The 12345-nt window shown below is 48.5% G+C and carries 12 protein-coding genes and 1 other annotated feature; of the genes, 8 read left to right on the forward strand and 4 right to left on the reverse strand.

The window, feature by feature from the left end; genetic code table 11:
* Positions 1 to 13: 13 nt before the first annotated feature.
* Positions 14 to 107, reverse strand: a sequence feature (Trp leader region).
* Positions 84 to 128: a trp operon leader peptide gene (gene trpL / locus ACJHX3_RS07930; RefSeq protein ID WP_001700591.1), complete on the reverse strand. Its 45-nt coding sequence runs from the start codon at positions 126 to 128 to the stop codon at positions 84 to 86. It overlaps the preceding feature by 24 nt.
* A gap of 137 nt (positions 129 to 265) precedes the next feature.
* On the opposite strand from trpL, the gene rnm reads away from it, so the two are divergent.
* The 6 genes from rnm (at position 266) to ACJHX3_RS07960 (ending at position 6294) form a co-directional block, all read left to right on the forward strand.
* On the forward strand, positions 266 to 1147 hold the full coding sequence (rnm, locus tag ACJHX3_RS07935; RefSeq protein ID WP_001285692.1) for an RNase RNM: 882 nt from the start codon (positions 266 to 268) through the stop codon (positions 1145 to 1147).
* A complete protein-coding gene (locus tag ACJHX3_RS07940) occupies positions 1144 to 1764 on the forward strand; it encodes an L-threonylcarbamoyladenylate synthase (RefSeq protein WP_001295575.1) in 621 nt (206 codons plus the stop codon). Before rnm ends, ACJHX3_RS07940 begins: the two co-directional genes overlap by 4 nt.
* A 27-nt stretch (positions 1765 to 1791) precedes the next feature.
* Positions 1792 to 3687, forward strand: a complete 1896-nt coding sequence (locus ACJHX3_RS07945; protein WP_206310206.1) for a DUF2207 domain-containing protein — start codon at positions 1792 to 1794, stop codon at positions 3685 to 3687.
* Positions 3688 to 3905: 218 nt separating this feature from the next.
* Positions 3906 to 4781: a 23S rRNA pseudouridine(2605) synthase RluB gene (gene rluB, locus ACJHX3_RS07950; RefSeq protein ID WP_001291217.1), complete on the forward strand. Its 876-nt coding sequence runs from the start codon at positions 3906 to 3908 to the stop codon at positions 4779 to 4781.
* 169 nt (positions 4782 to 4950) lie between these two features.
* Positions 4951 to 5973: a hypothetical protein gene (locus tag ACJHX3_RS07955; protein WP_042097762.1), complete on the forward strand. Its 1023-nt coding sequence runs from the start codon at positions 4951 to 4953 to the stop codon at positions 5971 to 5973.
* A 12-nt stretch (positions 5974 to 5985) separates the two neighbouring features.
* A complete protein-coding gene (locus tag ACJHX3_RS07960; RefSeq protein ID WP_001000714.1) occupies positions 5986 to 6294 on the forward strand; it encodes a hypothetical protein in 309 nt (102 codons plus the stop codon).
* A 52-nt stretch (positions 6295 to 6346) separates the two neighbouring features.
* On the opposite strand, the gene cobO is transcribed toward ACJHX3_RS07960, so the two are convergent.
* Both cobO and ACJHX3_RS07970 read right to left on the reverse strand, forming a co-directional pair.
* The gene (cobO, locus tag ACJHX3_RS07965) at positions 6347 to 6937 is read right to left on the reverse strand and encodes a cob(I)yrinic acid a,c-diamide adenosyltransferase (protein ID WP_001278909.1); all 591 of its coding nucleotides are present in this window, start codon (positions 6935 to 6937) and stop codon (positions 6347 to 6349) included.
* Entirely contained in the window at positions 6934 to 7692 is a 759-nt protein-coding gene (locus tag ACJHX3_RS07970) for a YciK family oxidoreductase (protein ID WP_000559277.1), read from the reverse strand. The genes cobO and ACJHX3_RS07970 overlap by 4 nt, the downstream gene beginning before the upstream one ends.
* A 219-nt stretch (positions 7693 to 7911) precedes the next feature.
* Between ACJHX3_RS07970 and sohB the strand changes: the two genes are divergently transcribed.
* Complete coding sequence (gene sohB, locus ACJHX3_RS07975) at positions 7912 to 8961, forward strand: protease SohB (protein ID WP_000422045.1); 1050 nt, start codon at positions 7912 to 7914, stop codon at positions 8959 to 8961.
* A gap of 35 nt (positions 8962 to 8996) precedes the next feature.
* Here the strand turns inward: sohB and ACJHX3_RS07980 are convergent, their stop codons facing one another.
* Complete coding sequence (locus ACJHX3_RS07980) at positions 8997 to 9248, reverse strand: YciN family protein (RefSeq protein ID WP_001031530.1); 252 nt, start codon at positions 9246 to 9248, stop codon at positions 8997 to 8999.
* A gap of 379 nt (positions 9249 to 9627) precedes the next feature.
* Between ACJHX3_RS07980 and topA the strand changes: the two genes are divergently transcribed.
* Entirely contained in the window at positions 9628 to 12225 is a 2598-nt protein-coding gene (gene topA / locus ACJHX3_RS07985) for a type I DNA topoisomerase (protein WP_001295576.1), read from the forward strand.
* Positions 12226 to 12345 lie beyond the last annotated feature (120 nt).

Raw genomic sequence — 12345 nt, forward strand, 5'->3', positions numbered from 1 at the left:
TCTAATTTTGTTCAAAAAAAAGCCCGCTCATTAGGCGGGCTGGGTATCTGATTGCTTTACGCATGGTGAATACACTGCCCGTTTCAGGAAGTGCGCCACCAACCTTTCAGTACGAAAATTGCTTTCATTGTCGATACCCTTTTTACGTGAACTTGCGTACTAGTTAACTAGTTCGATGATTAATTGTCAACAGCTCATTTCAGAATATTTGCCAGAACCGTTATGATGTCGGCGCAAAAAACATTATCCAGAACGGGAGTGCGCCTTGAGCGACACGAATTACGCAGTGATTTACGACCTGCACAGCCATACCACAGCTTCCGATGGCTGCCTGACGCCAGAAGCATTGGTGCACCGTGCAGTCGAGATGCGCGTCGGCACCCTGGCGATCACCGACCATGACACCACAGCTGCAATCTCACCAGCAAGAGAGGAAATTTCACGTTCGGGACTGGCGCTGAATCTTATTCCCGGCGTGGAAATCTCCACGGTCTGGGAAAATCATGAAATTCATATTGTCGGGCTGAATATTGATATTACTCATCCGCTAATGTGTGAGTTCCTCGCGCAGCAGACAGAACGGCGCAATCAGCGGGCGCAGCTGATTGCCGAAAGACTTGAAAAAGCGCAGATACCAGGTGCGCTGGAAGGCGCGCAACGACTGGCGCAGGGCGGTGCGGTGACGCGCGGTCATTTTGCTCGTTTCCTTGTGGAGTGCGGCAAAGCCAGTTCAATGGCGGATGTCTTTAAAAAATATCTGGCGCGCGGGAAAACCGGATACGTTCCGCCACAGTGGTGTACAATAGAACAAGCTATTGATGTCATTCATCATTCTGGCGGTAAGGCGGTGCTAGCTCATCCTGGGCGGTACAATCTTAGTGCTAAATGGCTGAAAAGATTGGTTGCGCATTTTGCTGAACACCACGGCGACGCGATGGAAGTCGCGCAGTGCCAGCAATCGCCCAATGAACGCACCCAGCTGGCGACACTTGCGCGTCAGCATCATTTATGGGCATCACAAGGATCTGATTTTCATCAGCCGTGCCCGTGGATTGAACTGGGTCGTAAACTCTGGCTGCCTGCGGGCGTTGAAGGCGTCTGGCAGCTATGGGAACAGCCGCAGAACACCACAGAGAGGGAATTATGAGCCAGTTTTTTTATATTCATCCTGATAACCCGCAGCAACGTCTGATCAACCAAGCGGTGGAGATCGTGCGTAAAGGCGGGGTGATTGTTTATCCAACCGATTCCGGCTATGCGCTCGGCTGTAAAATTGAAGATAAAAACGCCATGGAGCGTATTTGTCGAATTCGCCAGCTGCCGGACGGTCACAACTTTACCCTGATGTGTCGCGATCTTTCTGAGCTCTCGACCTATTCATTCGTGGATAACGTTGCGTTTCGTTTGATGAAAAACAACACGCCGGGCAACTACACCTTCATCCTGAAAGGGACGAAGGAGGTGCCACGCCGTCTGTTGCAGGAAAAACGCAAAACCATCGGTATGCGTGTGCCTTCTAACCCGATTGCGCAGGCGTTGCTTGAAGCACTGGGCGAACCGATGCTTTCCACTTCGCTAATGCTGCCAGGCAGCGAATTTACCGAATCCGATCCGGAAGAAATTAAAGACCGTCTGGAAAAACAGGTGGACTTGATTATTCACGGCGGCTATCTCGGGCAGAAACCAACAACGGTTATTGATCTTACTGATGATACGCCGGTCGTGGTGCGTGAAGGCGTAGGTGATGTGAAGCCTTTCTTATAACAAATTGCGTTCCACGGATGGAAGACTATGGCAGGGATATATCGCTGCATTTTGCTGTTGATAGTTGGGCTTTTTTTCTCTTCGTTGAGTTATCCGAAAAACACGGAGATCCCTTTTTATGAAGAAGGGATCTCGCTCTTTGATGTTGAAGCCACTCTGCAACCGGATGGGGTGCTCGACATCAAAGAAAATATTCATTTTCAGGCGCGAAATCAGCAGATTAAGCACGGATTTTATCGTGATTTACCACGACTCTGGATGCAGCCTGATGGGGACGCTGCACTGCTGAACTATCATATTGTTGGCGTCACCCGTGATGGTATTCCTGAACCCTGGCATCTTGACTGGCATATCGGGTTAATGAGTATTGTCGTGGGCGATAAACAACGTTTCTTGCCTCAAGGCGGCTATCATTATCAAATTCATTATCAGGTTAAAAATGCTTTCCTGCGTGAGGGAGATTCAGATCTGTTAATCTGGAACGTGACTGGTAACCACTGGCCGTTTGAAATCTATAAGACCCGATTTTCACTCAAGTTCCCTGATATCGCGGGTAATCCATTTAGCGAAATCGATCTCTTTACTGGAGAAGAGGGCGACACATATCGAAATGGCCGCATCCTTGAGGACGGAAGAATTGAATCCCGCGATCCGTTTTATCGTGAAGATTTCACGGTACTCTACCGCTGGCCTCACGCTTTACTTAGCAATGCCCCGGCTCCACAAACGACGAATATTTTCAGCCATCTTCTTTTACCCTCCACGTCATCGTTGTTAATTTGGTTTCCGTGTCTATTCCTGGTTTGTGGATGGTTATATCTCTGGAAGCGCAGGCCGCAATTTACGCCGGTAGATGTGATTGAAACCGATGTCATTCCGCCAGATTACACGCCCGGCATGTTACGTCTCGATGCGAAGCTGGTTTACGACGATAAAGGTTTTTGTGCCGATATCGTAAATCTGATTGTGAAAGGAAAAATTCATCTGGAAGATCAGTATGATAAGAACCAGCAAATCCTGATTCGTGTTAATGAAGGCGCGACCAGAAATAATGCGGTATTACTGCCCGCAGAGCAGTTATTACTGGAAGCGTTATTTCGTAAAGGCGATAAGGTCGTTCTTACGGGGAGACGCAACAGAGTCTTACGCAGGGCATTTTTACGGATGCAGAAATTTTATCTGCCGCGTAAAAAGTCTTCGTTTTACCGGCCTGATACGTTTTTGCAATGGGGCGGAATGGCGATATTGGCGGTCATTCTCTATGGTAACCTGAGTCCCGTAGGTTGGGCAGGAATGAGTCTGGTTGGCGATATGTTTATTATGATCTGCTGGCTTCTTCCTTTTTTATTTTGTTCCCTTGAGCTTTTGTTTGCCCGCGATGATGACAAGCCTTGCGTTAATCGTGTAATCATCACTTTGTTTTTACCGCTGATTTGTTCAGGCGTGGCCTTTTACTCTCTCTATATCAATGTCGGAGATGTATTCTTTTACTGGTATATGCCAGCGGGTTATTTTAGCGCTGTTTTCCTGACCGGTTATCTCACTGGCATAGGGTATATTTTTCTGCCAAAGTTTACCCAAACTGGGCAGCAACGTTATGCCCACGGTGAAGCTATCGTTAACTATCTTGCGGGTAAAGAGGCAGCAACACACAGTGGGCGGCGGCGGAAAGGGGAAACACGGAAACTGGATTACGCGTTGTTAGGTTGGGCGGTCTCGGCAAACCTTGCCAGAGAATGGGCAGCACGTATCACCCCATCACTCACAGCGGCTGTTTGCGCCCCGGAAATTGCCCGTAGTGGCGTTTTATTCTCATTGCAGATGCACCTGAGTCTGGGGGCCAATACCAGTTTGTTGGGGCGAAGTTATTCCGGTGGTGGTGCTGGCGGCGGGGCGGGTGGCGGAGGCGGTGGTGGCTGGTAATTAAGCTGATGTTAATCGAAACAAGCTTTAACCATAAAGATAGTGTAGTATGTTGCGCCTCAAAGCCAGGCCGATAAACGTCGAGTCGTTTACTTAAGTACTTAAGGCCTGAAGAGTTCAAACAGACTTTACTATCAGTGAGTCAGATGTAAGTTCTGACTCACTGTTGCACAAAAGCATATCAGACGCCTGGGAAGGCGACACCAAAAGGAAGCTCTATGAGCGAAAAGCTACAGAAAGTGCTGGCGCGTGCCGGCCACGGCTCTCGCCGTGAAATCGAATCTATTATTGAAGCCGGTCGTGTGAGTGTTGATGGCAAAATTGCTAAACTCGGCGATCGCGTTGAAGTTACCCCTGGATTGAAAATCCGTATCGATGGTCACCTGATTTCGGTACGTGAGTCCGCTGAACAAATTTGTCGCGTTCTGGCCTATTACAAACCGGAAGGTGAGTTGTGTACCCGTAACGATCCGGAAGGACGTCCAACGGTGTTTGACCGTCTGCCAAAACTGCGTGGCGCACGCTGGATTGCCGTGGGTCGCCTGGACGTTAATACCTGTGGTCTGCTGCTGTTCACCACCGATGGTGAACTGGCAAACCGTTTAATGCACCCAAGCCGTGAAGTTGAACGTGAATATGCCGTGCGTGTATTTGGTCAGGTTGACGACGCGAAACTGCGTGATTTGAGTCGTGGCGTGCAGTTGGAAGATGGTCCGGCAGCCTTTAAAACCATCAAGTTCAGCGGCGGCGAAGGGATCAACCAGTGGTACAACGTTACTCTGACCGAAGGCCGTAACCGTGAAGTTCGTCGTCTTTGGGAAGCGGTTGGTGTGCAGGTAAGCCGCCTGATTCGTGTTCGTTACGGTGATATCCCACTGCCAAAAGGTCTGCCACGCGGTGGCTGGACGGAGCTGGACCTCGCCCAGACTAACTATCTGCGCGAACTGGTGGAGCTACCGCCAGAAACCAGCTCTAAAGTTGCCGTAGAAAAAGACCGTCGTCGTATGAAGGCGAATCAGATTCGTCGTGCGGTGAAACGTCATAGCCAGGTGAGCGGTGGTCGCCGTTCTGGCGGACGTAATAATAACGGTTAATTTAAGATAAGTATAAAATAAAGGCCCTGCGGGGCCTTTTCTTCATTTGAAGCATGATAAATAGTCGCAGTATTTTAATTTAATTTCATACTTGCTTATGAATAATACCCAGAAATAGCCACGTTACTATTTAATTATCTGAGATAAACTCAACGTCAAGAGGTGGGTTATGATTAGATATAGTGGAATATTTCTATCGCTGTTAATGCTTTCAGGTTGTGCAACCGATGCATTGAAAAATGAACAAGCCGAAACTGTTATTACTGCGGGTAACAAGGCGGTGGCGGCGAATGCAAGTTTCTTTAAACAATACTATGCTTCTCGTGAAAACTTCCTTGTTAATTTTTATGCGACTAATCCGGAGTGTGCACCTCGACCAGATTATGAGGTAGTTATTGAAAACAGTACCAGTGATGAGTCATTATGTCAGCAACCTGGAGATAAGCACAAAAAATCTCAAGAAGATCTTTTTACTACAAAGATAGTCGCTACTGAAAAAGAAAGATTGCTGGCTTCTATGGAAATCATTAGCAGTATGAGTTCTTATGTCGAACTTTTGAATGAGGATTTAGATGTTAAAGACAGCAAACAGTTCATATTGCTTAAACAAGCTCTGGATCACGCGAATAATGCGGGGGCACTTCTGGGCATCAATGATGGTGGAACATTAACAAAATCTGCAGCAGCGGTTAAAGATTTAGTGGTTTATTTCAATGGGTTGTATAATACAAGGGTAAGCGCAGGGAATATAGGTAGTACGGTAAATAAACATTGGCAAAGAATAAAAAATGATCTAACTGATATACGAAACGATATCGCGACAAAAGGTAAACAAACTGGAAGAAATACCTTTGCGACGGTACATAATAATCTCGTTTATTACAATGCCTCCTTAAAAAAAGGAGGAGGTAATGAATTTAAGACATTGAAGAGCAGACAAGAATTCCTGGCTGCGATTATCAGTATTAATGAAACACGTCTTCGTGCAGCAGATCCAGCTATTCCAGCAATACAAGCACTGAACTCATTTCTTGACGAGGGAAATCACCTTAAGGATTTATACACTAATAAAATACGCACAGCGGCTGAACAAAAAAGATTAAATGAAATATTACGCGCACAGGTCATTAGTGGGTTAAAGGCGTCTGAGGGGCTGGCGAAATTACTTATTGCCAGCGGAATAATGTTATAGGAGGGGCATTTTATGAACGATGTACAAAACCGTAGAATACTGGCATTACTTGATATGCTGTATAATACTCTGGGCAACCAAACCACATGCAAGGTTTGTCATAAATATTTTATCCTTATCCTCACGGTGATGAACAATCTGACGATTAACTACGGTACTGAAACTTCGCCAGAGTTAAGCGCAATCAGTTATGAAGATGCCAATGCGTTAATTACTGAACTGATATTATTTATTGAAGATGTTGACGCTGAGAATCATGAAGCATATCCGGGACATTTGAATGAGATAAAACGGATTCTGAGTTTTGCTATTGCCGCTTGAATATAATTATGATTAAAGCACCTCAAGAGGCGATCTTTTGAGGTGCTTTCTCTTAATAATCAATCCCTATTTGCGCCTTAACACCGGCATCAAACGCATGTTTCACGGGGCGTAATTCACTCACCGTATCCGCCAATTCAAGAATATCCCGATGACAACCACGACCCGTGATAATCACCGTCTGTTGATGTGGACGTTCATTTAACGCCTGCACCACTTCTTCCAGTGGCAAATAGTCATACGCCACCATATAAGTTAGCTCATCGAGCAAAACCATATCCAGTGAAGGATCGGCCAGCATTCGTTTGGCATGTTGCCAGACTTCACGGCAGGCCGCGGTATCAGATTCGCGATTTTGTGTATCCCAGGTAAAGCCCGTTGCCATCACCTGAAACTCAACGCCATGTGGCTCCAGTAGATTGCGCTCGCCATTAGGCCAGGTGCCTTTAATAAACTGCACGATACCCACATTTTTGCCATGGCCTACTGCACGAGTTGCCGTACCAAATGCCGCGGTGGTTTTGCCTTTTCCATTGCCGGTAAAGACGATGATAATACCGCGTTCATCCTGGGACTGGGCCACACGGGCATCTACTTTTTCTTTCACTCGCTGCTGACGCTGTTGGTAGCGTTCATCACTCATTGGGAAATTCCTGGTTTACGGCCCGGTTGGGCGTCAAAGGTCATGCCGGTTTTACGGCGGCTGTCATCACCCATCAGCCAGAGGTAGAGCGGCATGATATCAGCGGGTGTTTTAAGTTTCTGTGGATCTTCGGTCGGGAAGGCGCTGGCACGCATTGCGGTGCGCGTACCGCCTGGGTTAATGCAGTTGACGCGCAGGCGCTGCTGATATTCATCGGCCAGTACCTGCATCATCCCTTCGGTGGCAAATTTCGACGCTGCATATGCGCCCCAGTTTGCACGCCCCTGACGTCCAACGCTTGATGAAGTAAAGACCAGTGAACCCGCGTCCGATTTGAGTAATAAAGGAAGCAGTGCCTGGGTGAGCATAAAGGTGGCATTAACGTTGACCTGCATGACGTCCTGCCAGACCTGCGGATTTTGTTCGCTCATTGGGCAAACATCGCCGAGCAATCCGGCATTATGCAAAACACCATCCAGGCGCGGATAATTAACGGCAATGCGCTGTGCCAGTTGTTGGCAATCTTCGGACGTGCAGGTCAGCAAATCGAGAATAAACCACTGTGGCTGACGCCCAGTTTCTTCGTTTATGTGGCTGGCTACCTGACGTAATTTTTCTTCATTACGGCCCAACAGAATCACTGTCGCACCATAGCGTGCATACGTCATCGCGGCTTCACGACCAATACCATCGCTGGCTCCCGTCACCAGGATAATGCGATCATTGAGTAAATCTTGTTTTGGCTGGTAATGCATGGCTACTCCTCAACGACGTTGTCTGTCGCGCTGCCAGTGTACTTTATGACTTTGGGGCTTTATGCCTGAAACAGAAGGGCATTTCAATCAGCCTGGGGCGATAACACCGCAAAATGGATACTTTGTCATACTTTCGCTGCAATAACATCTCTGCGAGACGGCTTAACATGCCTGTTGTAAACTGTGAGCCAAAGCGTTGTTTAACCAAGGTGGGGACTCGTGGAATTGTTGTCTGAATATGGTTTGTTTTTGGCGAAAATCGTTACCGTTGTGCTAGCGATTGCGGCGATTGCCGCCATTATTGTCAATGTTGCTCAACGTAATAAACGCCAGCGTGGCGAGTTACGGGTCAACAATCTCAGCGAACAGTATAAGGAGATGAAAGAAGAACTGGCCGCGGCGCTGATGGACTCACATCAGCAAAAACAGTGGCACAAAGCGCAGAAGAAAAAGCACAAGCAAGAAGCGAAAGCAGCAAAAGCGAAAGCCAAACTGGGCGAGGTGGCAACTGACAGTAAACCTCGCGTCTGGGTGCTGGATTTTAAAGGCAGCATGGACGCCCATGAAGTGAACTCGCTACGTGAAGAGATAACGGCGGTACTCGCAGCATTTAAACCGCAGGATCAGGTTGTGCTACGTCTGGAAAGCCCTGGTGGCATGGTGCATGGTTACGGGTTGGCGGCTTCGCAGCTGCAGCGTCTGCGTGATAAAAACATTCCTTTAACTGTTACGGTAGACAAAGTCGCTGCCAGCGGCGGTTACATGATGGCCTGTGTGGCGGACAAAATTGTTTCCGCACCGTTTGCTATTGTGGGTTCCATTGGCGTGGTGGCACAAATGCCCAACTTTAACCGCTTCCTGAAAAGCAAAGATATTGATATCGAACTGCACACCGCTGGGCAGTATAAGCGCACGCTGACCTTGCTGGGTGAAAACACCGAAGAAGGGCGGGAGAAATTCCGCGAAGAGCTGAACGAAACGCATCAGTTATTTAAAGATTTTGTGAAGCGTATGCGTCCGTCTCTGGATATTGAACAGGTGGCAACGGGTGAACACTGGTACGGACAACAGGCGGTAGAGAAAGGCCTGGTTGATGAAATCAACACCAGTGATGAAGTTATTCTTAGCCTGATGGAAGGCCGTGAAGTGGTCAATGTACGCTATATGCAGCGTAAACGACTCATTGACCGATTCACCGGCAGCGCGGCAGAGAGCGCCGATCGATTGTTGCTACGCTGGTGGCAGCGGGGTCAAAAGCCATTGATGTAAAAGACAAACGCGAGGCTAAGACCTCGCGTTTTGCTTTAATCAACCAGGTGATATTTTTCTGAAAGCACATGGGCCAGGTGTTTGAACATATTAAACACCGCGGTGCTTTTGGCTGTTGGCAATCCTTGTTCATCTAAAAAGTAGTCGCCGGTAAATACCAGCACGCCATTACGCTGCGTGACGCCGGTGGCTTCAATCCCTGCGAGCGTATCCTCATGCTCACGAATGATTTTGTTGGCCTCTTTCAACAGCGTTTCGCGGTCGATGGGTTGTGTCTCTTTGTTCATTATTTACTCCTTAAACAAGGACATTAGTCTACGCCAGGCATGGCTTGCAGACAAATATACCACGCTGGTGGCAAGAGCGCCTTACTGGCAACTTTGGATTTTGCATGCTAATAAAGTTGCGTATCGGATTTTATCAGGTACAGTGTGACGCTTTCGTCAATCTGGCAATAGATTTGCTTGACATTCGACCAAAATTCCGTCGTGCTATAGCGCCTGTAGGCCAAGACCTGTTAACTCAGTCACCTGAATTTTCGTGAACAGAGTCACGACAAGGGGTTGATATCCGCAGAGAGCGAGTCCATATCGGTAACTCGTTGCCAGTGGAAGGTTTATCAACGTGCGACGCATTCCTGGAAGAATCAAATTAGGTAAGGTGAATATGGGTAAAGCTCTTGTCATCGTTGAGTCCCCGGCAAAAGCCAAAACGATCAACAAGTATCTGGGTAGTGACTACGTGGTGAAATCCAGCGTCGGTCACATCCGCGATTTGCCGACCAGTGGCTCAGCTGCCAAAAAGAGTGCCGACTCTACCTCCACCAAGACGGCTAAAAAGCCTAAAAAGGATGAACGTGGCGCTCTCGTCAACCGTATGGGGGTTGACCCGTGGCACAATTGGGAGGCGCACTATGAAGTATTGCCTGGTAAAGAGAAGGTCGTCTCTGAACTGAAACAACTGGCTGAAAAAGCCGACCACATCTATCTCGCAACCGACCTTGACCGCGAAGGGGAAGCCATTGCATGGCACCTGCGGGAAGTGATTGGTGGTGATGATGCGCGCTATAGCCGAGTGGTGTTTAACGAAATTACTAAAAACGCGATCCGCCAGGCATTTAACAAACCAGGTGAGCTGAATATTGATCGTGTTAATGCCCAGCAGGCGCGTCGCTTTATGGACCGCGTGGTGGGGTATATGGTTTCGCCGCTGCTGTGGAAAAAGATCGCTCGTGGTCTGTCTGCCGGTCGTGTGCAGTCGGTGGCGGTCCGCCTGGTGGTCGAGCGTGAGCGTGAAATTAAAGCGTTCGTACCGGAAGAGTTCTGGGAAGTCGATGCCAGCACGACCACGCCATCTGGTGAAGCGTTGGCGTTGCAGGTGACTCATCAGAACGACAAACCGTTCCGTCCGGTCAACAAAGAACAAACTCAGGCTGCGGTAAGTCTGCTGGAAAAAGCGCGCTACAGCGTGCTGGAACGTGAAGACAAACCGACAACCAGTAAACCTGGCGCTCCTTTTATTACCTCTACGCTGCAACAAGCTGCCAGCACCCGTCTTGGTTTTGGCGTGAAAAAAACCATGATGATGGCGCAGCGTTTGTATGAAGCTGGCTATATCACATACATGCGTACCGACTCCACCAACCTGAGTCAGGACGCGGTAAATATGGTTCGCGGTTATATCAGCGATAATTTTGGTAAGAAATATCTGCCGGAAAGTCCGAATCAGTACGCCAGCAAAGAAAACTCACAGGAAGCACACGAAGCGATTCGTCCTTCTGACGTCAATGTGATGGCGGAATCGCTGAAGGATATGGAAGCAGATGCGCAGAAACTGTACCAGTTAATCTGGCGTCAGTTCGTTGCCTGCCAGATGACCCCAGCGAAATATGACTCCACGACGCTGACCGTTGGTGCGGGCGATTTCCGCCTGAAAGCACGCGGTCGTATTTTGCGCTTTGATGGCTGGACGAAAGTGATGCCTGCACTGCGTAAAGGCGATGAAGATCGTATCTTACCGGCAGTCGATAAAGGCGATGCTTTGACACTCGTTGAACTGACACCAGCCCAGCACTTTACCAAGCCGCCAGCCCGTTTTAGTGAAGCATCGCTGGTTAAAGAGCTGGAAAAACGCGGTATCGGTCGTCCGTCTACCTATGCATCGATCATTTCGACCATTCAGGATCGTGGCTATGTGCGAGTAGAAAATCGTCGTTTCTACGCGGAAAAAATGGGTGAAATTGTCACCGATCGCCTGGAAGAAAATTTCCGTGAGTTAATGAACTACGACTTTACCGCGCAGATGGAAAACAGCCTCGACCAGGTGGCAAATCACGAAGCAGAGTGGAAAGCTGTACTGGATCACTTCTTCTCGGATTTCACCCAGCAGTTAGATAAAGCTGAAAAAGATCCGGAAGAGGGTGGTATGCGCCCGAACCAGATGGTTCTGACCAGCATTGACTGCCCGACTTGTGGTCGCAAAATGGGGATTCGCACAGCGAGCACCGGGGTATTCCTTGGCTGTTCTGGTTATGCGCTGCCGCCGAAAGAGCGTTGCAAAACCACCATTAACCTGGTGCCGGAAAACGAAGTGCTGAACGTGCTGGAAGGCGAAGACGCTGAAACCAACGCGCTGCGCGCAAAACGTCGTTGCCCGAAATGCGGCACGGCGATGGACAGCTATCTCATCGATCCGAAACGTAAGTTGCATGTCTGTGGTAATAACCCAACCTGCGACGGTTACGAGATCGAAGAGGGCGAATTCCGCATTAAAGGTTATGACGGCCCGATCGTTGAGTGTGAAAAATGTGGCTCTGAAATGCACCTGAAAATGGGGCGTTTCGGTAAATACATGGCCTGCACTAACGAAGAGTGTAAAAACACACGTAAGATTTTACGTAACGGCGAAGTGGCACCACCGAAGGAAGATCCGGTGCCATTACCGGAGCTGCCGTGCGAAAAATCAGATGCCTATTTCGTGCTGCGTGACGGTGCTGCCGGTGTGTTCCTGGCGGCCAATACCTTCCCGAAATCGCGTGAAACACGTGCGCCACTGGTGGAAGAGCTTTATCGCTTCCGCGACCGTCTGCCGGAAAAACTGCGTTATCTGGCCGATGCGCCACAGCAGGATCCGGAAGGTAATAAGACCATGGTTCGCTTTAGCCGTAAAACCAAACAGCAATATGTCTCTTCGGAAAAAGACGGAAAGGCGACTGGCTGGTCAGCATTTTATGTTGATGGCAAATGGGTTGAAGGGAAAAAATAACCTTTAATTCTGTCAGGTTTTTATAAACAAAGGGTCGCGAAAGCGGCCCTTTTTTATTGCATATTATTTTTTCTTCACACCTATACACTAAGGCTATAAATGATATAGTGGTTATAGTTA

Source organism: Escherichia sp. WS1265, from assembly GCF_046487585.1.
GTDB lineage: Bacteria > Pseudomonadota > Gammaproteobacteria > Enterobacterales > Enterobacteriaceae > Escherichia > Escherichia coli.

Coding starts and splice junctions, on each gene's coding strand:
- topA (WP_001295576.1), top strand. CDS start 9,628: ATGGGTAAAGCTCTTGTCATCGTTGAGTCCCCGGCAAAAGCCAAAACG.
- ACJHX3_RS07980 (WP_001031530.1), bottom strand. CDS start 9,248: ATGAACAAAGAGACACAACCCATCGACCGCGAAACGCTGTTGAAAGAG.
- cobO (WP_001278909.1), bottom strand. CDS start 6,937: ATGAGTGATGAACGCTACCAACAGCGTCAGCAGCGAGTGAAAGAAAAA.
- rluB (WP_001291217.1), top strand. CDS start 3,906: ATGAGCGAAAAGCTACAGAAAGTGCTGGCGCGTGCCGGCCACGGCTCT.
- ACJHX3_RS07970 (WP_000559277.1), bottom strand. CDS start 7,692: ATGCATTACCAGCCAAAACAAGATTTACTCAATGATCGCATTATCCTG.
- ACJHX3_RS07960 (WP_001000714.1), top strand. CDS start 5,986: ATGAACGATGTACAAAACCGTAGAATACTGGCATTACTTGATATGCTG.
- ACJHX3_RS07940 (WP_001295575.1), top strand. CDS start 1,144: ATGAGCCAGTTTTTTTATATTCATCCTGATAACCCGCAGCAACGTCTG.
- ACJHX3_RS07955 (WP_042097762.1), top strand. CDS start 4,951: ATGATTAGATATAGTGGAATATTTCTATCGCTGTTAATGCTTTCAGGT.
- ACJHX3_RS07945 (WP_206310206.1), top strand. CDS start 1,792: ATGGCAGGGATATATCGCTGCATTTTGCTGTTGATAGTTGGGCTTTTT.